The sequence below is a fragment of the Gordonia jinhuaensis genome (assembly GCF_014639795.1).
Lineage (GTDB): Bacteria > Actinomycetota > Actinomycetes > Mycobacteriales > Mycobacteriaceae > Gordonia_B > Gordonia_B jinhuaensis.
In genome coordinates this window covers 1-25,569 of the sequence record NZ_BMGC01000031.1, presented here as the reverse complement: position 1 = coordinate 25,569, position 25,569 = coordinate 1, and the positions used below count along the sequence as shown (strand labels likewise).

Annotated in this window: 19 protein-coding genes; 9 read left to right on the top strand and 10 right to left on the bottom strand. The window is 66.1% G+C overall.

The features are described 5' to 3' along the window. Positions 1-48 precede the first annotated feature (48 nt). The 4 genes from dcd to IEW22_RS15965 all read left to right on the top strand — a co-directional run bounded on the left by dcd (position 49) and on the right by IEW22_RS15965 (position 5,023). A complete protein-coding gene (dcd, locus tag IEW22_RS15980) occupies positions 49-618 on the top strand; it encodes a dCTP deaminase (RefSeq protein ID WP_188587712.1) in 570 nt (189 codons plus the stop codon). A gap of 56 nt (positions 619-674) precedes the next feature. Then, entirely contained in the window at positions 675-2,087 is a 1,413-nt protein-coding gene (locus tag IEW22_RS15975) for a UDP-glucose dehydrogenase family protein (protein WP_188587710.1), read from the top strand. A 58-nt stretch (positions 2,088-2,145) separates the two neighbouring features. Beyond that, on the top strand, positions 2,146-3,699 hold the full coding sequence (locus IEW22_RS15970; protein ID WP_188587708.1) for a hypothetical protein: 1,554 nt from the start codon (positions 2,146-2,148) through the stop codon (positions 3,697-3,699). A gap of 127 nt (positions 3,700-3,826) precedes the next feature. Beyond that, positions 3,827-5,023 carry a hypothetical protein gene (locus IEW22_RS15965; protein WP_188587706.1) on the top strand — a complete coding sequence of 399 codons (1,197 nt, stop codon included), beginning with the start codon at positions 3,827-3,829 and terminating at the stop codon, positions 5,021-5,023. A gap of 9 nt (positions 5,024-5,032) precedes the next feature. On the opposite strand, the gene IEW22_RS15960 is transcribed toward IEW22_RS15965, so the two are convergent. The 6 genes from IEW22_RS15960 to IEW22_RS15935 form a co-directional block, all read right to left on the bottom strand. Continuing rightward, entirely contained in the window at positions 5,033-6,184 is a 1,152-nt protein-coding gene (locus IEW22_RS15960) for a PDR/VanB family oxidoreductase (protein WP_373284217.1), read from the bottom strand. A 2-nt stretch (positions 6,185-6,186) separates the two neighbouring features. Continuing rightward, positions 6,187-7,107: a metal-dependent hydrolase gene (locus IEW22_RS15955; protein WP_188587702.1), complete on the bottom strand. Its 921-nt coding sequence runs from the start codon at positions 7,105-7,107 to the stop codon at positions 6,187-6,189. A 3-nt stretch (positions 7,108-7,110) separates the two neighbouring features. Beyond that, the gene (locus IEW22_RS15950) at positions 7,111-8,904 is read right to left on the bottom strand and encodes an SDR family oxidoreductase (RefSeq protein ID WP_188587700.1); all 1,794 of its coding nucleotides are present in this window, start codon (positions 8,902-8,904) and stop codon (positions 7,111-7,113) included. A 94-nt stretch (positions 8,905-8,998) separates the two neighbouring features. Beyond that, positions 8,999-10,249: a pyridoxal phosphate-dependent aminotransferase gene (locus IEW22_RS15945; protein WP_308421410.1), complete on the bottom strand. Its 1,251-nt coding sequence runs from the start codon at positions 10,247-10,249 to the stop codon at positions 8,999-9,001. Positions 10,250-10,429: 180 nt separating this feature from the next. Next, positions 10,430-13,876 (bottom strand): (Fe-S)-binding protein, encoded by a 3,447-nt coding sequence (locus IEW22_RS15940; protein ID WP_188587697.1) that lies wholly within the window; start codon positions 13,874-13,876, stop codon positions 10,430-10,432. A 292-nt stretch (positions 13,877-14,168) separates the two neighbouring features. Next, the gene (locus IEW22_RS15935; protein ID WP_188587695.1) at positions 14,169-14,600 is read right to left on the bottom strand and encodes a hypothetical protein; all 432 of its coding nucleotides are present in this window, start codon (positions 14,598-14,600) and stop codon (positions 14,169-14,171) included. A 136-nt stretch (positions 14,601-14,736) separates the two neighbouring features. Here IEW22_RS15935 and IEW22_RS15930 point away from each other — a divergent pair, with 136 nt between their 5' ends. Then, positions 14,737-15,360, top strand: a complete 624-nt coding sequence (locus tag IEW22_RS15930; protein WP_308421409.1) for a SanA/YdcF family protein — start codon at positions 14,737-14,739, stop codon at positions 15,358-15,360. Between the two features lie 3 nt (positions 15,361-15,363). Here IEW22_RS15930 and IEW22_RS15925 read toward each other — a convergent pair whose 3' ends face one another. After that, a complete protein-coding gene (locus IEW22_RS15925; RefSeq protein WP_188587691.1) occupies positions 15,364-16,533 on the bottom strand; it encodes an acyltransferase in 1,170 nt (389 codons plus the stop codon). A gap of 420 nt (positions 16,534-16,953) precedes the next feature. On the opposite strand from IEW22_RS15925, the gene IEW22_RS15920 reads away from it, so the two are divergent. The 4 genes from IEW22_RS15920 to IEW22_RS15905 all read left to right on the top strand — a co-directional run bounded on the left by IEW22_RS15920 (position 16,954) and on the right by IEW22_RS15905 (position 21,292). Beyond that, complete coding sequence (locus IEW22_RS15920) at positions 16,954-18,426, top strand: LCP family protein (RefSeq protein ID WP_188587690.1); 1,473 nt, start codon at positions 16,954-16,956, stop codon at positions 18,424-18,426. A 148-nt stretch (positions 18,427-18,574) separates the two neighbouring features. After that, positions 18,575-20,089, top strand: coding sequence for an MFS transporter (locus IEW22_RS15915; protein WP_188587687.1), 1,515 nt, complete (start codon positions 18,575-18,577; stop codon positions 20,087-20,089). Between the two features lie 105 nt (positions 20,090-20,194). Continuing rightward, positions 20,195-20,698 carry a redoxin domain-containing protein gene (locus IEW22_RS15910; protein ID WP_229742794.1) on the top strand — a complete coding sequence of 168 codons (504 nt, stop codon included), beginning with the start codon at positions 20,195-20,197 and terminating at the stop codon, positions 20,696-20,698. 75 nt (positions 20,699-20,773) lie between these two features. Further along, positions 20,774-21,292, top strand: a complete 519-nt coding sequence (locus IEW22_RS15905; RefSeq protein ID WP_188587683.1) for a DsbA family protein — start codon at positions 20,774-20,776, stop codon at positions 21,290-21,292. A gap of 53 nt (positions 21,293-21,345) precedes the next feature. Here the strand turns inward: IEW22_RS15905 and IEW22_RS15900 are convergent, their stop codons facing one another. The 3 genes from IEW22_RS15900 to IEW22_RS15890 all read right to left on the bottom strand — a co-directional run bounded on the left by IEW22_RS15900 (position 21,346) and on the right by IEW22_RS15890 (position 25,326). Continuing rightward, the gene (locus IEW22_RS15900; protein ID WP_188587681.1) at positions 21,346-23,028 is read right to left on the bottom strand and encodes an acyl-CoA dehydrogenase family protein; all 1,683 of its coding nucleotides are present in this window, start codon (positions 23,026-23,028) and stop codon (positions 21,346-21,348) included. A 36-nt stretch (positions 23,029-23,064) separates the two neighbouring features. Further along, complete coding sequence (locus IEW22_RS15895; protein ID WP_188587679.1) at positions 23,065-24,606, bottom strand: class I adenylate-forming enzyme family protein; 1,542 nt, start codon at positions 24,604-24,606, stop codon at positions 23,065-23,067. Positions 24,607-24,681: 75 nt separating this feature from the next. Continuing rightward, the gene (locus IEW22_RS15890) at positions 24,682-25,326 is read right to left on the bottom strand and encodes a TetR/AcrR family transcriptional regulator C-terminal domain-containing protein (RefSeq protein WP_188587677.1); all 645 of its coding nucleotides are present in this window, start codon (positions 25,324-25,326) and stop codon (positions 24,682-24,684) included. Positions 25,327-25,569 lie beyond the last annotated feature (243 nt).

The window sequence follows — 25,569 nt, the reverse complement described above, 5'->3', positions numbered from 1 at the left end:
TCGCAGCCGCCTGCCGCACCGGCGACCAGCTGTCGATAACCTCATCTGGTGCTGCTCTCCGACCGCGACATCCGCGCGCAGATCGACAGCGGACGCCTGGGCATCGATCCGTACGACCCGACGCTGGTCCAGCCGTCGAGTGTCGACGTGCGCCTCGACGGGCTGTTCCGGGTGTTCAACAACACCAAATACACCCACATCGACCCTGCGCAACGACAAGACGACCTGACCACGCTGGTGGAGCCGCCCGAGGGTGATCCGTTCGTGCTCCACCCGGGCGAATTCGTGCTGGGCTCCACCCTCGAGGTGTGCACGCTGCCCGATGACCTCGCCGGTCGACTGGAAGGCAAGTCGTCGCTGGGGCGGCTCGGCCTGCTCACCCACTCGACCGCGGGTTTCATCGACCCGGGCTTCTCCGGCCACATCACACTGGAACTGTCCAATGTGGCCAACCTGCCCATCACCCTGTGGCCGGGGATGAAGATCGGTCAGTTGTGCCTGTTCCGCCTGACCAGTCCGGCCGAACATCCCTACGGCAGCGCGGCCGTCGGCTCGAAGTATCAGGGCCAGCGTGGCCCCACCCCCTCCAAGGCGTACCTGAACTTCCAGCAGAAGTAGCCGACACGTCACTCGCGCGTCTGATTCGCGCCGTTCGGCATCGGTAGCCACGAACCATGAGAATGACAGTGTTCGGATGTGGCTATCTCGGCGCGACGCACGCCGCCTGCATGGCCGAACTCGGCCACCACGTGCTGGGGGTGGAGACCGACGCGCACAAGCTCGCCGCGTTGCGCAGCGGGCAGGTGCCGTTCCACGAACCCGGGCTGCCCGACCTGCTGCGCCGGGGCCTGGACTCGGGGTTGCTGCGCTTCACCGACGACTACTGCGAGGCCGCGCAGTTCGCCGACCTGCACTTCATCGCGGTGGGCACCCCGCAGAAGAAGGGTGAGTACGCGGCCGATCTGAGCCACGTGCACTCGGTGATCGACCGGCTCGCGCCGCACCTGAGCGGTCGTCACCTGCTGATCGGCAAGTCGACCGTCCCGGTGGGAACCGCAGCTGATCTGCTGGTGCGCGCCAATGCGCAGGTGGACGACGGGCATATCGATGTCGTCTGGAACCCAGAGTTCTTGCGCGAGGGCCACGCGATCGACGACACGCTCTCACCGGATCGCATCGTGGTGGGCGGCGCTGCGCAGTCGTGCGAGCGGGTCGCCGAGATCTACGCGCCGATCCTCGCGGCCGGCACGCCGTTGTTGGTGACCGACCTGCCCACTGCCGAACTGGTGAAGGTCGCGGCCAACTCCTTTCTGGCGACGAAGATCTCCTTCATCAATGCGATCAGCGAGGTGTGCGAGGCGGCGGGCGCGGATGTCTCGCTGCTGGCCGACGCCATCGGGCATGACGGACGGATCGGTCGCCGATTCCTCAACGCAGGCCTGGGTTTCGGCGGAGGTTGCCTGCCCAAGGACATCCGCGCGTTCATGGCACGGGCCGGGGAACTCGGCGCCGATCAGGCACTCACATTCCTGCGAGAGGTCGATTCCATCAACATGCGCAGGCGGACCGCGATGGTCGAACTGGTGTCGACCAGCTGCGGTGGCGATCTGCTCGGCGCCAACATCGCCGTCCTCGGCGCCGCATTCAAACCCGACAGCGACGACGTGCGCGATTCGCCGGCACTCAACGTCGCCGGTCAACTCCAACTGCGCGGCGCGGCGGTGACCGTCTACGACCCGTGCGCAATGGCCAACTCCCGCAGACTCTTTCCCACTCTGTCGTACGCGCAGTCGGTGCAGGAGGCCTGTGCGGGCGCCGATGCGGTCCTGGTGGCGACTGAGTGGTCGCAGTTCGTCGAGATCGATCCCGACGATCTGTCCCCGATAGTCCGTCGCCGGGTCGTGATCGACGGTCGCCGTTGTCTTCCCGGCGACCGGTGGCATGCGGCAGGATGGGTGTATCGCGCACTCGGCGGCACGCCTGTTCGACACGCAAACACGCCGAAATCCCCCGAACCACCCCACTTTCTTCGCGATCATGACGTTCGGCTTGACGATCACGTAGGGGTGGTGCCTACGCTGGCTTGACAGCCGAGACGGAGGTGAAGGGTGTGAATGCACTCCCGGGCAGCGTTGGAGACAGCCGATGACCGACGCACAGACCGGCTCCGAAACGAGTCGTGACCAGTCGACCCTGATCTTCGACACCGAATACCTCAACGAGGTTCGGTCGCAGTTGCTGGGCGTCGGGGTTCGCCCTGAACCGGCATTCGTGACGATCGAACTCGCTGAGCACGGTGTGCGAGCGGTCGCGGTGGATGCGCAGACCGGCCGATCGATGGCGGCGACCGAGAACTCCACCCTCTCGCGCCAGGATTTCGATCACGCGCTCGCAGACCATCTGGTGCGGACCAACCGGATCCCGGTCCCCACCAGCGACACCGACGCCTATCAGTTGATGAATGCGATGCCGCGCGTACGCGACCGGTTGCTCGCGAAGAGCCGGGCGTTTGCGATCGGGTATGAGCCGATCGGGCTGGTCGAGGTGACGCGTGAAGATGTGGCAGACGCTCTGCGTCCGATGCTCACGCAGGTGAGCGACCTCTGGCAGGACGCCGCGGCCGCCGCAGACGTACTCGTCTCGGCGGTGGTCGTGCTGCCCGGCCACCATGCGTGGCCAGGTCTGTCGACCGGATTGGCCGGGTCGACGTCGGTACCGGTCGTCGAACTCGAACGTGTGGTGCTGGGCCCGAATTCGGCCACGCCGGTGGTGCACACCGTCGACAGCACGATCTTGCCGTGGCATGTCGAGAAGCCGATCGCCGACAAGGTCGCCGACGATGCAGCCCCGACCGTGGACACCTCCCGGCCCAAGGGGCTCGCGGTGTTCGGGCTCGGCTCGCTGCCACGGGTTTCCTCGCTATCGCGAATCCCACTGCCGCACTTCGGTGAATCGCGCACCTCGGCACCCAAGGGTCTCGCCGTGGCCGGTGCAGGTGCTGCGGCAGCGGGGACTGCTGGCACCGCCAAGGTCGCCGGCGGTGAGACCACGAAGGCCCCGACCGCCACGTCGGCACGCACCACGCCCACTCGGAAGAAGGCTGCCGCGGCAGGGACCGCGTCGACCGGTAGCAGGGCGTCCGCGCGCGCCGGGGCAGCCTCGCGCACCGCTCACCACGGCACGGCGATCAAACTCGGTGCCGCAGCGAGCGTCGCCGCCGCTCTCGCCTTGGCGATCACGCTGCCGCTCGTACTCAACGATGACGGGTCGAAGTCCCCGCGCAGTGAGACGGTGGCTGCGCAGAGTTCAGCGCCCGTCGCGCCGCCGCCATCCACGGTTCCCGATACTCAGACCCCCGACGCCAATACGCCCGCTCCCGCTCCCGCCGCCGCGCAGCCGGTTGAGACGGTCCAGACGCAACAACCCACCGAACAGCAGGCTCCCGCGCCCCAGACCCAGAACACACCGGTTGCAGAGCGCGTCCGCCAGACTCCTCAGGCGACGCAACCGGACACACAACAGCAGGCACCGCCGCCGCAGAACACACAGACGCAACAGCAGGCCCCTGTGCAGCAGGAAGCGCCCTCGGCGCCACAGCCACCGGCTGCGCAACCAGCGCAACCGGCCCCCGCACAGCCGGCTCCGCGCCTGGTGATCCCCATCCCGATCCCCGGAGTCGCCCCGATCGTGATCCCCTGATCGTCGAGGCCGGATCTGTTAGGTTGGCACGAGTCCGGCACAGCGCACACTGACGATCTCGGGAGATTGTTCCATCATCGAGCGGTTCAGCACCGACCTTCTGCGGGACAAGTGCGCCGAACTCGGGGTGGATCCCTACCCTGCGCTTCTCGTCCTCGACCTGGGCTCTGACGGTCTCACCGCCGAGGTGATCGACACCGATTCCGGTGCCGTCATCTATCGGCGAGCCGACACGTCGATCACCACCGACGCGATCGACCGAGCGCTGGCCGCCCACCTCAACCGAGTCGGCCGCGTGGACCTGGGCGTCCTCGACGACCCGCACCGCGCGCAGGACGAGCTGGTCGAGCTGATGGACGAGGTACGACGGCGACTCGGTGGCGCGTCGGCCGTCTTCCTGATGGGCGACGATCAGATCGGCCTACTGCGTGTCACTCGCGCCGACGTCGAAGCCGCACTGGCCGGCATGCTGCCGCGGATACGTGTGCACTGGCAGGAGACCATCTTGATGGCGCCGGTGCCGGTGGGGGCGGTGATCCTCACCCCGGAACATCAACAATGGTCGAGCCTCGCCGAGAAGGTGGCCGGCGATCAGACGTCGGTCCCGTTCGTGGTGATCGAGCATTCCACGCCGCAGGCCCCCGCAGCGGCGGGCCGTCACGGTCGAGGTGACGAGGATGCGACCGACGTCGCCGAGACACAGCGGGTTCCGAGTCCGGTGACCGAGGAGTTCGCCGAACCCGATTTCGGCGCGTATCGCCGCGACGCAGACGGCATGGACCCCACCGAGCTCGCCGAACCCACCGAGTTCACCGAGTTCACCGACCGCGCAGATCTCACCGAGGCCATCGAGCGGGTGGATGACCAGCCGGTTTCGCACCGACGGCGGCGACTGGTCGGGGCGGGGATACTGGGCGCGGTCGTGGTCACCGGATGTCTGCTCGCGACGCTGCCGTGGGTGTTCGGTGACGACACACCCTCGGCCCCGCAATCACAACAGTCATCCGAACACGTGGTGGCGGGCACCACCGAGTCGTCGGAACCCGCCCCGACTGGATCAGCCCCCACTGGATCAACCCCAAATAGGCCAGTCCCGACCAGTACCGCCGCATCCGCTCGGGTCGACTATGCGGAGGCCTCGGGCACTGCGCTGCGGTACACACCACCACCGCCGACCACGACCACACCTGTCGCCACCACCGACGCCGCCCGTCCCGCGCCGGCGCGACGAGCGCCTCAGCAGGGAGGTGGGGTTCCGCGGCCGCCGCTGCGCGTCACCATTCCCAATCCGATCCCCGGTCAGCCGCCGATCGTCTTCCCGTGACCGGTGCGATCACACGTCGATCTCGAGTTCATCTCCGGCACAACGAGATACGCACGGCAGCATCCAGCCCGCGGCACGTTCGTCGTCGGTGAGCAGATGGTCGCGGTGATCGGGGACGCCTGAAACCACCCGCACACGGCATGTGCCGCAGAAACCCTGGCGGCACGAGTAGGCAACGGAGGGCACTGCGCGCTGCATGGCGTGCAGCATCTGCTCGTCGTCACTGACATCGGCGGTCACGCCCGAGCGCGCGAATCGCACCGAGAAGCGATTTCCGTCGACCACAGGGGGTGGGCTGAAGCGTTCGTAGTGGAACTCGATGTCGTCGCGACCGACCAACGTGCTGCGCATGCTCTCGAGCATCGGCACAGGTCCGCAGCAGTACACCGCCACACCCCCGTCGGTCTCGCCGAGAAGTTCAGTGGGAGTGGGGAATCCGTGATCATCGTCGGTGCGGATTGTCACTCGATCGCCGAATCGCGCGAGTTCGGAGGTGAATGGGATGGAGTCGAGTGAGCGGCCGGTGTAGATCATCGACCAGTCGATGCCCAGACGCTGGGCCGCGGCAGCCATCGGCAGTATCGGGGTGATCCCGATGCCGGCCGCGATGAACCGCAGTCGCGTCGCGGTCGATCCGTGACCCGGGAGTGCGAGCGGGAAACCGTTGCGGGGTCCCTTGATACGGACGCGTGACCCCTCGGTGAGGGTGTCGTGGACCTCGATCGACCCGCCGCCGCCACCGGGTATCCGGCGTACGCCGATACGGTAGGTGAACCGATCGGATGGATCACCGCACAGTGAGTACTCGCGCATCTTTCCCGACGGCAGCAGGAGATCGAGGTGTCCACCCGGTCGCCACGGGGCCAGTTCGCGACGATCCGGGGCGGCGAAGGTCAGCGCCACCACGTTCTCGTCGTGTGCGACGACCTCACGCCGGATCACCTCGAGCGTCGTCGTCGCATCGATCGCCGGCGGGACGACGGGGGTGGTGACCCTGTTCCAGAACGGGAACCACACATTCGAGAACCGGTCGAGCGCCCACCACACCGGGTCGGCTCCCGATCGATATAGGTGTGGTGGCGCCGCGACCGGCCCCTCACCGTTGCTGTCGGCGCCACGGGAGTGCTTGTGACGCAACGCCATCACGTTGTGACCCACCATCATCATGCTCCGCGGGCGGCGGGCGACTTGGCCAGGTAGGCCACGGCCTGTGCGGTCGAACCGATCTCCTCCGGCCGGAATGACGGGCGGAAGTAGGTGGCGGTGGCCACGACGACTTTGCGCAGCTGAGGCAGCGTGCCCCCGCGAGCGCCCTTCCAGTACCCGATCCACAGCTGCGGGTAGCTGAGTTTGCCTGCTGGATCGGCGGCGTTGATGAAGCGCAGCCCGCGGTGGATGAGGAACAGCAGCGCCGGCAACGCCACGGTCATGGCGCGACCGCGCCGCAGGTAGTCGTCGCCGAAGTAGGAGGCCACATCGTGGGCGACCGACCGATGCTCGACCTCCTCGGCGCCGTGCCATCGGAACAGGTCCACCATCGCCGGCGCCGCTCCGGCCTCATCCCAGGAGTTGTTGAGTGCGAAGTCGCCGAGGATCGCGGTGTAGTGCTCGATCGCCGCGATCAGCCACAATCGCTCGGTGAGGTAGGAGAACTGCTCCTGCTCGGAGAGATTCGCGCGGGGGCCGAGTGTCCGGCGGAACACCCACTCCATCTGGCGCTGAAAAGCCGTTGCATCGACGCCGTTGGCTGCCAGGAATTCCCACAGCACCTTGTCGTGTGCCTCGGCGTGCATCGCCTCCTGTCCGATGAACCCGCGCATCGCGGTGGCGAGTTCCTCGTCCCGGACATGCGGGAGTGCCTCATTGAACGTCTCGACAAACCATCGTTCCCCTTCGGGCAGAAGGAGATTGAGTACGCTGATCGTGTTCGACGCGACACGTTGTCCGGGGATCCAGTGCAACGGCGTGCCCTGCCAGTCGAAATGCACGTCGCGAGCGTGTAATTCGATGGGCCCCGGGTCCTCTGGATCCGACAGGCCGGAGACCGGTCGGGTGGTCTTCTTCTTGTGCAGCAGATTCGACATCTCTCACATCACCTTCGCTCGGGCTCCCAGGCGTGACAACCACGGGGTGAATCGGTAGATCCGGTAGCCGATGACGGCTTCGGGGGTCACCGGGACGACGGCCTTGTCGGCGTCGATGGCGGCGACGATCGCGGCCGCGACCTTGTCGGGTGTGTAACCGCGGCGCTGATAGGCGCGGTCGATCCGGGCGCGTGCGGCGGCTTGTTCGGACTCCGACAGTCCGGTCAGTTCGGTGGCCGAGATGATGTTGGTGTCGACGATCCCCGGGCAGATGGCCGTGACGCCGATGTGGTCGGAGGCGAGCTCGGCGCGCAGCGACTCGGAGAACAGCAGTACGCCGGCCTTCGTCGCGGCGTAGGCGCCCAGGCCTCGCTGCGGGGTGAACGCGGCCGCCGAGGCGAGGTTCACGATGTGTCCGCCGATGCCCTGGCGCACCATCTGGCGCCCGAACTCGCGGCTGCCGGTCATCACGCCGATCAGGTTGATGTCGACGAGACGTCGAATCTGATCGTCGGTGGCGTCGAGACTTGCTCCGCCCAGGCCGATTCCGGCGTTGTTGACCACGATGTCGGCGACACCGTGAGTGGTCGCGACATCTGCGGCGAATGCGGCGAGGGCGGCGGGATCGGACACGTCGAGGGGGTACGCGTGTCCGATCCCGCCACGTTCCTTGATCGCCGTCGCGGTCTCCTGCGCGCCGTCGGCGTCGATGTCGGCGACCACCACCTCGGATCCGTTGGCGGCCAACAGCAGGGCGGTCTCGCGTCCGATGCCGCTCGCGGCGCCGGTGACGACGCTCAGTGTGCCGTCGAAGGCCTTGGCCGGTCCGCGGCGCCGCGACCGGTCTATCAGTGGTGACGGCGTTGTGGTCTCGACGGAGTCGATGAACTGGCCGGCGACCGAGGCAAGGTAGTCGGGATTGGTGTAGGGAAGCCAGTGTCCACTGACACAATCCTTGCGCCACAGGCGATCCGCGTAGTCCGCTGTGTCGGAGTAGATGGCTGGACGCAACGCGATGTCACGGGTGTTGACCACCTGGAACACGGGAACCGAGGTGCTCGTGGGGTTCGGATGGGCGAGCTTGCGGCGGATGTTGGCGCGGTAGAAGCGAAGTCCCGACCACATGTCCGCGCGCAGGCTTGGCGCCACCGTCACGTTCTCGACCGGCGTTCCCTCGACCGCGTGCAGAAATGCCGACCAGCTCCGACGGGTACTCAGCGGCAGAAGGACGATCTTGGGTAGCACGGGGATCTGGAAGAGCGCCGTGTAGGCCGATGAGACCGCCTGCGACAACGCCTGTTTCACCGATGTCGGGGTCGGATGGGTGAGCCGGTCGTGAACCCAGGCGCCCAGCTGGTCGAGGCTCGGTCCCGACACCGAGGTGAACGAGGCGAACCGCTCGGTGGACCCGGGCATCGTGACGGCTTCCCACGCCTGGACCGAGCCCCAGTCGTGACCGACCAGGTGCACGGGGCGTGACGGATCGGCCGCCTCGGCGACCGCGAACAGATCTGCCGCGCACTCCTCGAGCCGGTACGGGTGCACGCCGGCCGGTTTGTCGCTCGCGCCGTAGCCGCGGGTGTCATAGGCGACCACGTGGTAGCGCTCGGCGAGTGTCGGGGCAACATGCGTCCACAGGTGGTGCGTGTCGGGCCACCCGTGCACGAGGACCACGGTGGGTGCCGAGCGGTCGCCCAACTCGTAGGCCGCCAGGCGGACGCCGTCTCGGGTGACGGTGAACTCACGCCACCGCGGCTCTTGCGCGGGCTGCCCAGCACTCTGTCGGGAACGGCTCATGCCGCATGACGTTACCAGCGGTCACATATAAATCAAGACTCGCGGTTACAGATAGTTCGGGCGGGATCGTTCAGTGGCTCACTGACAATAGGGTTCACTGCCGATAGCTCGACAGGAAGTTGCCGATGCGCTCCACCGCGACCGCCAGATCGCGCGACCAGGGCAGGGTGACGATCCGGAAATGGTCGGGCGCGGGCCAGTTGAACCCGGTGCCCTGGGTGACCAGGATCTTCTCCTGGAGCAGCAGATCCTGGACGAACTGCTCGTCGTTGTGGATCTCGTGGACCTCGGGGTCCAGTCGCGGGAAGGCATAGAGGGCGCCCTGTGGCTTCACGCAGCTCACCCCGGGGATCTCGTTGAGCATCTCCCAGGCGGTGTTGCGCTGCTCGTAGAGCCGGCCACCCGGATGGGTGAGATCGTCGATGCTCTGGTATCCGCCCAGCGCCACCTGGATCGCGTGCTGTGCGGGAACGTTCGCGCACAGGCGGGTGGAGGCGAGCACGCCGAGCCCTTCGATGAAGCCCTTCGCGTGGTCCTTCGGTCCGGTGAGGATCAGCCAGCCCGAGCGGTAGCCGCAGACGCGGTAGGCCTTCGACAGGCCGTTGAAGGTTATGCACAGCAGATCCGGTGCCACCGAAGCGAGGCTGATGTGCTCGGCGTCGTCGTAGAGGATCTTGTCGTAGATCTCATCGGCGAGCAGCAGCAGCGAGTGCTCGCGGGCGACCTCGGCGATCTTCTCCAGGGTCTCGCGTGAGTAGACGCTGCCCGTGGGGTTGTTCGGGTTGATGACGACGATCGCCTTGGTGCGCGGAGTGATCCTGGAGGCGAGATCGTCCAGATCAGGGTTCCAGTCGTTGTCCTCGTCGCAGCGGTAGTACACCGGCTTCCCGCCCGACAGACTCGTCATGGCTGTCCACAGCGGGTAATCGGGGGAGGGGATCAGCACCTCGTCGCCGTTGTTGAGCAACGCCTGCATCGTCATGGTGATCAGCTCGGACACGCCGTTGCCCAGGATCACGTCGTCGACGTCGAAGTAGGGGAAGTCGGTCAGTTCGTACCGGGTGACCACTGCGCGCCGCGCCGACAGCACACCCGCGGACTCCGAATATCCCTGCGAATAGGGGAGTGCGTGGATCATGTCGCGCATGATCACGTCGGGTGCCTCGAAGCCGAACAGGGCCGGGTTGCCGATGTTGAGCTTGAGGATGCGGTGGCCCTCGGACTCCAGCCGCGCCGCATGTTCGTGCACCGGTCCACGGATCTCGTAACAGACATTGCGGAGCTTGTCCGACTGGTCGAGGGTCTTGAGGTTGGTGTTCACATGCGAAACGTGCGGTCTACTCACACATTGCATTCTCGCAGCCTGGTGCAACAGAGTTTTCACCGGTCGGTACCGCGGCCGCTCGGCGCGGACCCGCAGACGCCGACGGGGCCCGGCCCGAGTGATCTCGGGACGGGCCCCGTCTTGCGCTTGGAACCGTCGTGCGCGTGGAACCGTCTTGCCTGGAATCCGTTCCTGGAATCCTCAGCGCTGGCCGGGACGCTTCTTTCCGGCGGCGATACCGAATCCCTTGGCCTTGGAGGCTGTGGTCTCGGTGATCGTGCGGGCATCGTCGGTGCGGTCACTCGCAGGGGTCGGTGTCGACTCCTCGGATGCTACGGACGCCGCGGATGCCTTGGGCTCAGGTGCGGATTCCTCGGGCGCAGATTCCTTCGGCGCGGGGGCCGCAGCCGCGGGGGCCTCGGCTGGTGCAGCCGGGGCAGCAGCGGGGGCCGATGCGGCCTTACCCACCGCACCCGGCCGCTTGGCCGACCCCATGCCGAATCCCTTCGCCTTGGGCTCAGGAGCCTTGGGTTCGGGAGCCGTGGCTTCGGGCGCTGACGGGGCCTCGGTGACCGTCGCCTCGGGAGCCGGGGTCGCCTCGGGTGCAGTCGCCTCGGCGGTCTCAGCTGCCGGTGCTGTGGTCGCCGCGGCGGGCTTCTTCGCCGCCGCACCTGGACGCTTGGCCGCACCCATGCCGAATCCCTTGGCCTTTGGCTCGGGGGCCTTCGGTTCGGGTGCGGCGGTCTCGGTTGCCGTGGTCTCGGCAGCCGTGGACTCTGCGGCAGGTGTTGTCGCAGAAGCTGATTCCGCAGCTGCCGGTTCGGTGGCCGGTGCTGCCGCGGCACTGGGCTTCTTGGCCGCGCCCGGACGCTTGGCACCGCCCATGCCGAATCCCTTGGCCTTCGGTTCTGGAGCCGCGGTCTCGGGTGCTGTCGTCCCGGTAGCTACGCTGTCGGCGGGGGCCGACTCGGCAGCCGGAGTCGAGGCGGTCGCTGCCGCGGTACCCGGCTTCTTCGCCCCACCCGGACGCTTCGCGCCACCCATACCGAATCCCTTGGCCTTGGGCTCGGGAGCCTTCGGTTCGGCGGCCTTGGGTTCGGCTGTGGTCTCAGGTGCCGTGGTCTCGGCAGCCGGTGCCGCAGCGCTCGGGCTCTTTGCTCCACCCGGACGCTTGGCGCCGGCCATGCCGAATCCCTTGGCGGCGGGCTTCGCTGGTGCTGCCGCAGCCGAGGAACTCGATGCCGGTTCCGGGCGAGACTCGGTCGGCGCGGAGGCGACGGTGGCCGTGGCGTCGGCCACCGCTGTCGCGGTTGCGGCATCGCCGCCACTCGACGGTGCCGACAGGTGCAGCGACTGCGGGCCGAGGTTGCGACCGGTTCGCGTGACCTCGGGTGCGCCGCGTTTGACGGACTCGAGCAGCAGCTGGGCGACGTCGACGACCTCGACCTTGCCCTCGTTCTCGGTGCCCGAGGTCTGAGCCGTCACGCCATCGGTCAGCATCACACGGCAGAACGGGCAGCCGGTGGCCACCTTCTGGGTGGTCTCACCCGCCGGGCTCGACTCGAGGGTCGACAGCGCCTCGTCGACGCGATCGATGTTGATGCGCTTGCCGATCTTCTCTTCCATCCACATGCGCGCACCGCCGGCACCGCAGCACATGGACCGCGAGGCATGACGCGGCATCTCGTTGAGGTTCGAGCCCGCGGCGGCCATCAGCTCACGCGGAGCGTCGTAGACCTTGTTGTGGCGGCCCAGGTAGCACGGGTCGTGGTAGGTGACGGTCTCACCGCCGACCGGCGCGACCGGGATCAGGCGCTTGTCGCGCACCAGCCGGTTGAGCAGCTGCGTGTGGTGAACCACCTCGTACTTGGCGCCGAGCTGCGGGTACTCGTTGCTGAGCGTGTTGAAGCAATGCGCACAGGTGACGACGACCTTCTTGCGCGCCGCGGGTGCGGTGGCGAAGACCTCGTTGATCGTCTCGATGTTCTGCTGGGCGAGCATCTGGAACAGGAACTCGTTGCCCGCGCGGCGAGCTGAGTCACCGGTACAGGTCTCGCCCTCGCCGAGGACCATGAAGTTCACCGCGGCGATGTCGAGAAGCTCGGCGACGGCCTTGGTGGTCTTCTTCGCGCGATCCTCGTATGCGCCGGCACAACCGACCCAGAAGAGGTACTCGAAGCCCTCGAAGGTCTCCACGTCCTGGCCGAACACCGGGATCTCGATATCCATCTCGTCGATCCAGTTGGTCCGTGCCGAGGCGTTCTGACCCCAGGGGTTGCCCTTGTTCTCGAGGTTCTTGAACATGCCGGCCAGCTCGGTCGGGAACTCCGACTCGATGAGCACCTGGTAGCGGCGCATGTCGATGATGTGGTCGACATGCTCGATGTCGACCGGGCACTGCTCTACACAAGCGCCGCAGGTGGTGCAGCTCCACAGCGTCTCGGTGTCGATGACGGCACCGAGTTCACCGTCGATCTCACCGGTTCCCGCGCTCGCACCGACCAGCGACCGGTCGGCTTCGGCGCGTGCGGATTCGGGGATCTTGGCGAGCTTCGCCTCGTCGACATTGCCGTCGGCGTCGACCAGGCCCACCTCGTCGCCGCCCATGTCCTTGCGGCCGCCCGCGATCAGATACGGCGCCTTGGCCTGTGCGTGGTCGCGCAGCGACATGATGAGCAGCTTGGGGCTCAACGGTTTACCGGTGTTCCAGGCCGGGCACTGACTCTGGCAGCGTCCACATTCGGTGCAGGTGGTGAAGTCCAGCCAGCCCTTCCAGGTGAAGTCCTCGACCTTGCCCGCGCCGAAGGCGTCGACATCGGGGTCGGCGGTCTCCATGTCGAGCACCACGCCGTTGCTCATCATCGGCTTGGCCGCACCGAGGGCGACGCCGCCCTTCGGGTCGCGCTTGAAGTAGATGTTGAAGAAGGCGGCGAAGCGGTGCCAGGCAACACCCCAGTTGATGTTGCTGCCGACCACGGCCAGCCACACCATGCCGCTCATCAGCTTGATCACGGCGGCGCCGGTGACCCAGTACTCCGAGGAACCGGTGAACAGCTGGGCGAAGTAATGGGTGAAGAACGAGGTCCAGATGGGCGGGTTCTCCAGCCCCGACGAAATCTTGAAGGTCTTCACGAAGACCATGCCCAGACCCTCGAGCAGCACGACCCATTCCACGAAGTAGGCCGCACTGAAACGCGAGCCGGAGAATCGTGACAGCCGCTCGGGCACCCGCGGGTGGTTGAGCTGGCGGATGGTCATCAGGACGAGGATGCCGATGACAGTGCCCAGCCCGAGGACCTCGTCGGCGAAGATGTAGATCTTCCATGCGCCGATGACCGGCCAGTGGAAGTCGGGATCGAAGATCTGGCCGTAGGCCTCGAACCAGAAGATCGCGCCGATCAGGAAGCCGAACATCACCAGCCAGTGCGCCCAGCCGACCGTGCGGAACTTGACCATCCTGGTGTGGGCGACGAACTCCTTGAGCATCGTCCACAACCGGGGGAAGAACGGCCAGAAGCGAGAGCTGTCGACCTTTTGGCCCTGGGCGATGTCGCGGATCATCGTCCCCACGCCGCGCAGGAACAGCAACCAGCAGAACACGCTCATGACCGCGGCAATAGTGCCGATGGTGATCGTCGTGGCATTCACGGCGTCACGGCCCCTCTCTATTGATCGCCGAACCTCGCTGCGCCGGGCTGACGCGCGCAGGGTCAGTCGTACTACACGTAACCGTAAAGGCAGGCAGTGGTGATGCGCTGCCAAGGCTGACCTAACAAACCGACCAGGACGCCTGATCGGCGGGGCGATCAGGCGTCGGTGGTCGGCATCGACGGTTGCGACAATACTACTGGCGGGTAACTTACTAGCCAGTCAGATCGAGGTGATGTGGCCCACGTATGCGGACCACCCATCGGTGAGCCCAGATCGGTGAGCCCAGATCTCAGTGAGAGTGCGGATCGTCCGCGACGTCGCTGTGGCGATCGTGGCCGCGGGAGAGGGTCGAGGCAATCCACCACAGCCATGTGGCGGCAGGTAGTGCGACGCAGGCCACCGCGGTGACGGCCGAACCCGACGAGGAGAACTCGGTGGCGACAGTCCACACCGAAACGGCCGAGATCGCCGCAGCCGCCAGGCGTGCGGCCAGTGCGCCGACCCGATCGAGCCGACTGTTGTGTTCGCCGAGCAGCGTCGTCACGCCGATCAGGCAGAGCAGACCTGCGGTGACCAGGGCGGTGATCTGCCAGGTGAGAGCCAGCGGGGTATCGGTGATACCCCGCTCCGGCGACCAGATGCAGCAGCAGAATCGACACCACCGCCGCGAGTGCGCCGAGTGCCGAGGTCGCGGCGAGCGCGACCCGCCATCCGCGATCACCGGGCACGGCGTCGATCAGCGCTGGTCGCAACGAGGTCTCGTTCATGACAACCAGCGTCGACGGCGTGGCCGTGGCGGCGCTGGGGGAATGCTGAGAAAACGCAGGGAAAGCGGACCGGACGGTAGCGTTCGCCCGGTGCGGACTGTGGACTCGCGACCAGCCGCCGCCGTGCGGGTGGTTGTCGGCGCGGTGGTGATCGCGGTCATCGTGGTGGTCGAGCTGACGGTCACGGTGTCGGCTACCTGGCTACTCGCGAGATCAGCGGGCCGCGTGACCGATGTCGACGACGCGCCGAGCGCCCCGGTGGCCATCGTGTTCGGGTCGATGGTGCGCGACGGTCAGCCGCTGTCCTATGTCCGCGGTCGGCTCGACACCGCAGAGCAGCTCTACCGCAGCGGCCGGGTTCGCCACCTGCTCATGTCGGGAAACGGGTTCTCGCCGGTGGGTGATGAGGTGGCGGTGATGTCGGCCTACCTCCGCGCGAAGGGAATTCCCGCGACATCGATTTCCGTCGACCCGCGTGGTTTCGACACCGCCGACACCTGTCGGCGCGCACGAGACGTCTACGGCGTCGAGCGCGCGCTGCTCGTCACCCAGGATTTCCACACTCGTCGGGCGGTGGCGCTGTGTCGAGTCGCCGGTATCGATGCCACTGCGGTGCGCGCGGACTGCGAATGCAGCACCTGGTCATTGGCCCGCAACCACATTCGAGAGGCCCTACTCGCCGCGCCGAAGGCGATGCTCACCTCGATCGGATGAACGTCAGGCGGCACTGTCGGTCGGGTCGGCGTCGAGTTCGCCGGATGCCTCGGCGCGGTGTGTGCGCCATTTCGCCACCACCGTGGCCACCCCGGGAACGGGGAGTCGCGGACGACCGGTGAGGTAGAGCGAGCCGGGCAGTCGCCGCAGGACCTCCAGGAGTGCCAGTGTCAGCGGCACCACCGCGACGAACACCAGTAGCGTCGCCCACGGGGCGTCGACGCCGCGGATGATCCACGGGACGTTGTCGACCGTGACGTACATCAGCAGGTTCAACACCAACATGTGTGACAGGAAGATGCCGAACGACCGGTTCGAGGTGTGGTCGATGACCCGCGCGCTCACCGAGCGCGCATCGCGGCGGTCGGCCCACCAGACCCCGAGGGTGTAGAGACTCAGCGCCGCGATCACCAGGAACGGCAGCAGTGTGGGCTGGAATGCCGCCGACGAGTCCAGTGGCGATGTCCCGCGGTACACGCGGTGGGCGAATCCGCCCCAGGCGAGTGCGCTCGAGGCGAGTAGTGCGGCGAAGATCCAGAAGCCGCGCCCACGGACCCGGTCGGCGAACTCGTCGCGGTGGATCGCCACCAGGGCACCGAGCACCACGAACAGCTGATACGGGATGAAGGTGGTGAACGCCTGCCACCAATGTGCGGCCAGCCAGGGGCTGCTCGGGTGGTAGTAGGTGAGCGTCGCGACGATGGCGACCTGCAGGGCCAGGCTCACCGCGAACACGATCCGGTGGTGGCCGGTGGTCTTGCGCAGCACCCACAGCAGGGCCGGGAACAGCAGATAGACCTGGATCATCACCAGCAGGAAGTACATGTGCGGGGCTGCGACGCCGCGGCTCAGATCGTTCCAGTAGTCGTCGAGGCTCGTGGGTACTGCGGTGAGACGGCCCTCGGTGCCGAATCGGTACACCCAGTAGATGAACGACCACAGCACATAGGGGATGACGATCAGCTTGAGTCGCTTGGGCCAGAACGTGCGTGCCGAGAACCCCGACTTGGAGAAGTTGGCGTAGGTGAGTACGAAGCCGGTCAGGAAAAAGAAGGTGTTGCGACTGAAGTGGAAGAACATCGCCAGCACATTCGACGCCACGTTGAGGTGTACGTCGGTGGTCGCCGCCAGCGTGTGGGTGAAGATGACGGCGAGAAAAGTGGTACCGCGCACGAAATCGGCCTGATACAGATGAGCACGCGCGGTGGTGCGCGCTCGCTGCGAGGCCTGCGCAACGGCGGTGATCGTCTTGGTGGTGATGGCTGTTCGCTTCCGGAGTCGATGGTCTCGGCTGTGCGCCGGCCCGCGGCATCGGTCGTGTGTCCCCGACAGCTCGGCTGTCAGGTGGTCTCGGCTGTCAGGTGGTGACGCCCGGAGGAGGACACCCCGCCAGGCATATTTCACCCACAGTTTACCCGGGGCAACGATTTCCTCGCCGCCTCTGCTGCTGACCGGCGAAATCCACCGTGGCAGCGCTTGCTGGAAAGTCGCTGTGAACGGTCTGTCTGTCCGCAATGAGTGCCGCGTCTGTGCAGGTCAGCAACCTCACCTTGCGTAGCTTGCGAAGATTGTGGAGTCTTGTCGGTTGTGCAGATGGGGCGGGTGAGAGCGGGTGAGTCGCTTCGTCGTCGCATCGAGGCCGGAGGTGAGGTCCTCGACCTGCGCACGCCGCACACCACCGGACATGCGGTCACCGAACAGGCCGGTGCCCGGCATGCGAGCGGCAGCCGCCGCGCGAGCTCCCCTGGCCGCACCTCGCCCAGTAGACATTCCGGTCCGCGTGCACGCACCGGACGTACCACCACCGGGACCGAGCCGCGCCATCACGTGATGGCGGTACGCACGGGCCGGACCGTGATGGTCGTCGGCGCTGTGGTCGCACTGCTCATCACCGGGGCGGGCTGGTCGACGTCGAAGATCTTCTCCGATGGCTTCACCCATTCCGACGCCTTGTCGAAATCCCCGCATTCCAGCGACGGCGCCGAGAACATTCTGCTGATGGGCCTGGACACCCGTAAGGACCGCAACGGCAACAACCTGCCGGACTCGATCCTGCGACAGCTGCACGCCGGTGACGGCGACGAGGGCGGTTACAACACCAACACGCTGATCCTGGTGCATGTGGCCGCCGACCGGAAGTCGGTCACCGCGTTCTCGATTCCCCGCGACGATCTGGTGCAGATGGACGGACTCGATGTCGACGAGGCCAAGATCAAGGAGGCCTACGGCCGCAAGAAGGCGCAGGTCGAGGATCAGCTGGTAAACGAGGGCATCACCGATCCGGCCGAACTCGAGGAGCGTGGCCGTGAGGCGGGTCGTGAGCAGACGATCGCCACTGTCGAGAAGTTGACCGGCGTCCCGATCGACCGGTTCGCCGAGGTGAGCCTGGTGGGGTTCTACGACATCGCCAAGGCGCTGGGCGGGGTCAAGGTGTGCCTCAAACATTCCGTCGACGACTCGGAGTACTCCGGTGCGCGGTTCAGCGCCGGTGTTCACACGCTCAACGCCTCCCAGGCACTGGCGTTCGTGCGCCAGCGCCACGGGCTCGACAACGGTGACCTCGACCGGACCCACCGGCAGCAGGCCTTCCTGCTGTCGGTGATGCACGAGCTGCAGTCGTCGGGGACGCTCACCAACGTGTCGAAACTGCAGAAGCTGATCTCGGCGCTGCAGCAGGATGTGGTGCTGTCGTCGGGCTGGAATCTGCTCGACTGGGCGCAGGAGATGAGTTCGCTCACCGGCCAGCCGATCAGTTTCCGGACGCTGCCGGTGGTGCGGTACGACACCTTCGACGGCCAGGACGTCAACATCGTCGACCCCGACGCGATCAAGGCGCAGGTCCAGACGGCCTTTGGGATGCGTCCGGCCGTGGCCGCACCGGCATCGAGCAGCGACTCAGGCGACTCGGCGGAGTCGGTGTCGGCCTCTGATTCGTCCAGCTCCGACGCAACCAGCTCCGACGCGGCCACCGGTGATTCCGGCATGCCGCTCACCGACTCGAACGGCCCGGCGCCGGATCAGGGCGGGATGCTCACGAGCATCGATGGCGTGGCCTGCGTCAACTGAGCACCGGCGACTCGGTCGGTGCGCTGAGAGAGGGCCTTCGCGCGCCGCTGTCACCTGGTGTGAGGCGATGACAGTCGATGTCAGTGGGATGTAAGCGCGACTTCATAGATTCAGGTCAATCCCTTTCCCTGACCTGAGGAGGTGCCCCATGGCCACCACCGATCGCGCGGACACCGCCGCCGAGGCAGTCGACACCGCAGTCTCGACTGCCGACTCGGCGCACACCGGCACATCGCGCCACACCTACACATCCCTCGCCGCCGCGGCCGTCCCGCTCGCTGCCCTGTGTCTGGCCTTCTTCGTCGAGATGGTCGACAACACGCTGCTGTCGATCGCGCTGCCGACCATCGGCCGCGACCTCGGCAGCAGTACCACCGCACTGCAGTGGATCACCAGCGCCTACTCGCTCACCTTCGGCGGCCTGCTGCTGACCGCGGGCTCGGTGGCCGACAGATTCGGTCGGCGCCGGGTGCTGATGGTCGGCCTCGCCGCCTTCGGTTTACTGAGCCTGCTCGTCCTGCTGGTGAGCAGCACCGGCGAACTGATCGCGTTGCGCGCCGCGCTTGGCGTAGCGGCGGCGATGATGGCCCCGATCACGAACTCGCTGGTGTTCCGGCTTTTCGACGACAAGAAGCTGCGCATGCGTGCGATGACCGTGATGATCGTCGTCGGCATGGCCGGCTTCGTGCTCGGCCCGATCCTCGGCGGCACCGCTCTGGCGCATGTGCGCTGGGAATGGCTGCTCGTGGTGAACGCTCCGATCGCGTTGATCGCCGGTATCGGTATCTGGTTCGGGGTGGCGTCCGACCGCCGCGAGGATCTGACCAACGACCGGCTCGACATTCCCGGTGCGTTGCTGAGCATCGCCACAATCGGTCTGGCGTGCTGGTCGCTCACCAGCGGCGTCGACCACGGGTGGTCGTCGCCGATCACCCTCGCCTCGATCGTGGGCGCAGTGGTCGCCGGCGTGGCATTCGTCTGGCATGAGCGCCGAAGCGCCGCACCGATGCTCGACTTGACTCTGTTCCGTAAGGGCACCGTCAGCGGTGCCGCGATCGCCCAGATCGGTTCGTCTATCGCGATGGCCAGCGTGATGTTCGGCCTGATCCTGCACTTCCAGTACGCCTACGGCTGGAGTCCGATGAAGGCCGGTCTGGCCAACCTGCCGATGATCGCCACCATGTTGCTCGCCGCGCCGCTGTCGGAGTGGCTTGCCGCCAAGTTCGGCCACCGCATCGCCTGTGTCATCGGCGCGATCCTGCTCGCCGCGGGCGTCGGAGGGATGGCGTGGGGCGTCTACCACGGCTATCTGGCGATCGCGATCTCGATGGTGGTGATGACAATCGGTCTGCGCACTGTGATGACGATCTGTGCGGTCGCACTGGTGGATTCGGTTCCCGAGAACCGCACGTCGATGGGTACCGCTCTCAACGACACCGCACAGGAACTCGGTACCAGCGTCGGCACCGCCGTGATCGGCACCTTCATCGCTGCTCTCGTCGCCGTGTCGTTGCCGACCGGAGTGTGGAGTTCGGCCTTCGTCGACACCTTCTTCCACGGTGAGCGAGTCGCCTACACCGTGATCGCGGTGATCGTTGCGCTCGTCGCCGGTGGTGGCGCCTTGGCGCTGACCAACTCGCACAACACCGAAGAAGCGCACTGAGGTCCCACAAGCCCCCGCCCTTCCGCGGCTGCGAAATGAGGGTCGAATCGGGCGCCTCGGATTTTTCGGGCGTCGCCTCCGGATGGGCTGCCTACGATGGGGTTCATGACTCAGACCGACACCTCCGCCGCGCCGGATTCGATCCTGTCGGCGGGCACACCGGCTCCCGACTTCACCCTGCCTGCGACGCCCGATCAGACGTTGACGCTGTCGGAATTGCGTGGCAATCCGGTGGTCCTGGTGTTCTACCCGGCCGACTGGAGTTCGGTGTGTGGTGACGAGTTGGCGGTGTTCAACCAGTCGCTGCCGCTGCTGAGCGAGTATCACGCAGTGCTGCTGGGCATCTCGGTCGACAGCACCTGGAGTCACCAGGCATATCGGCAGTCACGCAAGCTGGAGTTCGATCTCCTGTCGGACTACCACCCCAAAGGTGAGGTCTCGAAACTCTATGGCTCCTATGACGAGAAGTCCGGCTCGTCGAAGCGATCGCTGTTCGTGATCGACGGCGACGGCGTCATCTCCTGGAGCTATCTGTCGCCGGTGGCAATCAATCCCGGTGTGAACGGGGTTCTCGATGCGCTCGACGAACTGAAGAAGTCTGCGACATAGAGCTGCGATCTAGACCTGTGTGACATATCTGTCGTGCAGAACCGAGTGACACCGAAAACCGTTGGGAGACAAATCATGGCGCTGACCGAGCCGGTGGGGCCCGATGATCACGTCCAGGGCGCCGACGATGCGCCGCTGACGATCGTGGAGTACGGCGACTACCAGTGTTCCTACTGTGGCCAGGCGTATCCGATCATCAAGGACCTCCAGCGCGAGTACGGCGACCAGATCCGATTCTGCTTCCGTAACTTCCCGATCCCCGAGATCCACGATCAGGCGCTGTCGGCCGCGCAGACGGCCGAGTACGCCGCGCGCGGCGGCCGGTTCTGGGCCGCACACGACGCGCTGTACGAACATCAGGATCGCCTCGGGAACGACTACTACACTGCGCTGGTCGGCGAACTCGGCCTCGACGAGAGCGGATTGTCGACCGCGCTGGATTCTGATGAATTCATCGGCGACATCCAGCATGACATCAACACCGGTCTGCGCAGCGGTGTGAACGGCACACCCGCGTTCTTCGTCAACGACGAGTTCTTTCCCGGTCCCTTCACCGACCTGCCCCGGCTGGTCGCCGCGCTCGTGCGTGGGTGAGAGGGCTTCTACCGCTCTCACCCACGCACGCGGCGCCTATGGGGCTATCGGGTTCAGTGGCGTTGCAGGATGGCGGTGAGGTCGGCGCCCACGGGCAGCGTCCCGTACTCGGCTCCACGATCGTCGCCCAGTCGGGCGGCGATGAATGCGCCCGAGATCGCCGACGGTGAGAACCGAACCAGCAGTGAGGCTTCGAGTGCCAACGCCATCGACTCCACCACGCGACGCGCCCGACGCTGGGCTGCGGCCGGATCGAGTCCTGCCAGCTCTCGGAGCTGGGTGCGGACGCGGTCGAGGTGGGCGTCGAGTACCGGGTCGACGCCGCGTGCCAGGTTGACCTCGGCGTCGAATGCGGCCACGGATTCCGGTTCCCGGGTCATCGCGCGCAGCACGTCGAGGGCGATGACATTGCCCGAGCCCTCCCACACGGCCATCACGGGCTGTTCGCGGTAGCGCATGGCCAGCGGGAAATCCTCGGTGTAGCCGTTTCCGCCGAGGCATTCCAGGGACTCATAGGAGTGATGCGGACCGCGCTTGCAGATCCAGTATTTGGCGACTGCGGTGGCCAGTCGACGGAAGGCGCGTTCCTGATCGCTCGCATCCTCGTCGTGGGCGCGAGCCAGGCGCATCGCGGTCACGGTGGCCGCCTCGGATTCCAGTGCGAGATCGGCGAGAACGGCTGTCATGGCGGGCTGATCGGCCAATGTGGCCCCGAACGCAGCCCGGTGGCGCGCATGCCACACGGCCTCGGCCACCGACTGGCGCATTCCCGCGGTGCTGCCCAGGACACAGTCCAGGCGGGTCTGCGACACCATCTCGATGATCGTCCGCACACCGCGGCCCGGCCCACCCACCATCAGCGCGACGGTGCCGTCGAGTTCGATCTCACTCGACGCGTTGGACTTGTTGCCGAGTTTGTTCTTCAGGCGCTGGATTCGGAAGACGTTGCGGGTGCCGTCGGGCAGAACGCGGGGCAGCAGGAAGCACGAGAGCCCTTCGCCGCCTGGCCCTTCGGCTTGGGCCAGCACGAGGAAGGCGTCCGACATCGGTGCCGAGCAGAACCACTTGTGCCCGGTCAGCAGGTACTCGGCGCCGGGGCCGCCCGCGCCGACTGGTCGGGCGACGGTGGTGTTGGCGCGGACGTCGGAGCCGCCCTGCTTCTCGGTCATGGACATCCCGAAGATCGCCGAGGACTTGTCGGCCGACAGGTCGGGGGAGTAGCTGCGCGACAAGGCCTTCGGAACCCACTGGGCGGCGACGTCGGGCTGCATCTCCAGTGACGGGATCACCGCATGGGTCATCGACACCGGGCATGCGTGGCCGGGCTCGATCTGACCGAAGAGCATGAAGATCGCGGCGCGGGCCACATGCGAACCGGGCTGCGGATCGGCCCAGCACCGGGTGTGCGCGCCGTGTTCCACGGCGGCGGCGATGATGCGGTGATAGCTCGGGTGGTATTCGACCTCGTCGATCCGGTTGCCCCAGCGGTCGAAGGTGTGCAGTTCCGGGGTGATCGTGTTGGCGAGCTTGGCATCGTGCTGGAACTGCTCGGTGCCCACCAGCGCGCCGACCTCGCGGAGTTCGTCTGTGGCCCAACCGGCGTTGTGACGGTTGACCGCTTCGACGAGCACGGTGTTGAGTTCGTACTCGTTGACGTCGGTGCGCGGGGCGGACTGATTGAACACGGTGTGGGTCACGTGCGGTTGCGGATGTGTGGTCGGGGTGGTGGAAGTCATGGGAAGGTCCCTTCTCGGACGTGGTGACGCTGGTACTCAGGCTGTGGTCGACAGTTCGGCGGCCGGCAGTTCGGATCGGTTGATCAGATGTTTCTGGATCTTCCCCGTCGGTGTTCGCGGAAGTGATTGTGCGACATGAAATTCGCGGGGGATCTTGTAGCGTGCGAGACGATCACCCAGGAAGTCCTTGAGGTCGTCGGGGACCTCGTCTCTGCCGTCGATGCGGACGATGTGTGCGATCACCGTCTGACCCCACTCCGGGTGCGGACGTCCGACGACGGCGGCATCGGCGATTGCGGGATGTGCGGTGAGCGCATCCTCCACCTCCTTGGAGTACACGTTCTCGCCGCCGGTGATGATCATGTCCTTGGTGCGATCCACGATGAACAGGTAGCCGTCGTCGTCGACACGCGCGAGGTCACCGGTGTGGTACCACCCGTCGGTGTCGATCGCAGCGCGGGTGGCCTCCGGATCGTCGAGGTAGCCGATCATGGTGGTGGCGCTGCGAATCCAGATCTCGCCGACCTGGTTGACATATGCCTGCTCGCCGTTCGCGGTGACAACCCGCACGTCGACGCCCGGGAGACCCACTCGCCCGATCGAACCCGCTTTGCTCACCTGTTCGTCGGGGTAGAGAACCGAGCCGACCGGGCCGGTCTCGGTCATGCCGTACACCTGGAAGAAGTTGTCGCTGCGGTATCCGGCCGCGAGTCGTTGTGCCACCTCGGGGCCGATCGGCCCGCCGCCGTACAGCCACGCGCGCGCCGACGACAGATCGTAGTCGGCGAAGTCGGGTACCGAGTTCAGTGCCGTCGTGTAGATGACCGGTGGCCCGAAGCACAGCGTGATCCGTTGCGCAGCAGCAGTCTTGAGAAATGCGACCGGGTGATACTCGCGCTCCAGCACGACGGTTCCACCCACGTACAGGGTGCCGAGAAGCCAGTTGTTCAGCGGCGAGGCGTGCCAGATCGGCACGCTCATCAGGAGTCGTTCATCGCGTGTCATCGACAAGCCGATCACCGCGGTCATCGCGGTGAGCGTGACCGTACGGTGGGTGTGCACACAGCCCTTCGGCAGTCCGGTGGTGCCCGAGGTGTAGAGGATCTCGGCGATCGAGTTGTCGTCGAGGTGTGCCTGATCGGAGACCGCCAGAGGTTCTGCGGCGGCGATCGCCTCCTCCAGATGCGGTGTTCCGGGCACCGGGGTGTCGGTGGTCATGGTGGCGATGTCGATGCCCTCGACACATGCGTGCAGCGAACCGTCGATCACCACCAGCGACGATCCTGAATGCCCGATGATCTGTGCGACCTCTGGCGGGGCCAGCTTGTGATTGATCGGGACGATCGTTGCACCCACACGCCACGCGCCGAGCACCGCGATCACGAAACCCGTTGTGTTGTAGCACATGAGCGCCACGCGATCGCCCTCGCCGACACCTGCCGCAGCGAATGCGGTCGCTGCGCGACGGCTCAGGTCTACGAGGTTCTCGTAGGTGAGGGATTCGCCGTCACCTGTGACGAGGACATTCTTGGTCGGGAACTTTGATGCTGAGCTGTCGAATGCGGTGAGCATATCCACGAGAGACCTCTTCGTTGTGGTGTGTGGATTCGTTGTGATGTGGGGTCTGTGTGACGAGGTCCGGGGCGGCCGGTGTCACGCTGTGGCGTCGGTGGGCAGACTGGCGTCGAGAACTTGTTCGGGGATACCGAGATTGGCGAAGATCACGGTCACAGAGTCCGTCAGCGACGGGCCCAGTGAGTCGTCGGTCGCCGACTTCTGCACTGCGAGACCGAAGATCGCCGACCAGAACGCTTTGGCCTCGACGTCGATCGTGGCGCGCAACTGCCAGCCGGTGCGCACCAGTTTGTTCATCAGCGCTTGTTCACCACGTTCGTGCAGGGTGCGCAGTGTGGTGGTGATGAGCTCACGCAGATCATCTCGGCGTGACACCAAGAGCATTGCGGTCGTGAACATCTCGACGCCGCGGAGCTCCGGTCCGAGTAGTGTGGCCACCAGTGTCTGTGCGTACTCGCGCACGGTCTCGGTGGTTTCGGCCGACTCTTCGGCATGGCGTCCCGCACGCAGGACCGCCGCGCACGCGACCTCGACGAAGAGTTGCTCCTTGGAACCGAAGTAATAGGTGACCTGGTTGGGGAAGGCTCCGGCCCGCTCGCAGATCTGCGCAACCGACGCGGTCTCGCCCTGCTCGCGGAAGACCTCGTCCGCGGCGCGCAGCAGAGCGAGGCGGGTCTGCTTACCCGCGGTGCGCGTTGCGCGTTGCTGCGAACGAGGTGGCACCCTGACTCCGTGTTTGTATGACGAACAAGTTTGTATGCTCGACAATAAACTGCGGCTCTGCGCGGGTCAAGGGGTTGCGAGGTCCCGGTCCAGGTCAGATACTCCAGGTCTATCTCGCTTCATTTCAGGTAGTCGAGGCCTAGTGTCTCGTTTCGTTAATACGTTTTGGGTTGAGCTTTCTTCAGGATTTCGTCTGCGGTTTTTGTCCATACGAAGGGGTGTTTGCGGTCGTTCCAGCCGTTG

Bases quoted from the DNA above. Each gene is read 5' to 3' on its own strand.
- IEW22_RS15975 (WP_188587710.1), top strand. From the start codon at position 675: ATGAGAATGACAGTGTTCGGATGTGGCTATCTCGGCGCGACGCACGCC.
- IEW22_RS15970 (WP_188587708.1), top strand. From the start codon at position 2,146: ATGACCGACGCACAGACCGGCTCCGAAACGAGTCGTGACCAGTCGACC.
- IEW22_RS15960 (WP_373284217.1), bottom strand. From the start codon at position 6,184: ATGGTGGGTCACAACGTGATGGCGTTGCGTCACAAGCACTCCCGTGGC.
- IEW22_RS15955 (WP_188587702.1), bottom strand. From the start codon at position 7,107: ATGTCGAATCTGCTGCACAAGAAGAAGACCACCCGACCGGTCTCCGGC.
- IEW22_RS15950 (WP_188587700.1), bottom strand. From the start codon at position 8,904: ATGAGCCGTTCCCGACAGAGTGCTGGGCAGCCCGCGCAAGAGCCGCGG.
- IEW22_RS15920 (WP_188587690.1), top strand. From the start codon at position 16,954: ATGGGGCGGGTGAGAGCGGGTGAGTCGCTTCGTCGTCGCATCGAGGCC.
- IEW22_RS15915 (WP_188587687.1), top strand. From the start codon at position 18,575: ATGGCCACCACCGATCGCGCGGACACCGCCGCCGAGGCAGTCGACACC.
- IEW22_RS15910 (WP_229742794.1), top strand. From the start codon at position 20,195: ATGACTCAGACCGACACCTCCGCCGCGCCGGATTCGATCCTGTCGGCG.
- IEW22_RS15905 (WP_188587683.1), top strand. From the start codon at position 20,774: ATGGCGCTGACCGAGCCGGTGGGGCCCGATGATCACGTCCAGGGCGCC.
- IEW22_RS15900 (WP_188587681.1), bottom strand. From the start codon at position 23,028: ATGACTTCCACCACCCCGACCACACATCCGCAACCGCACGTGACCCAC.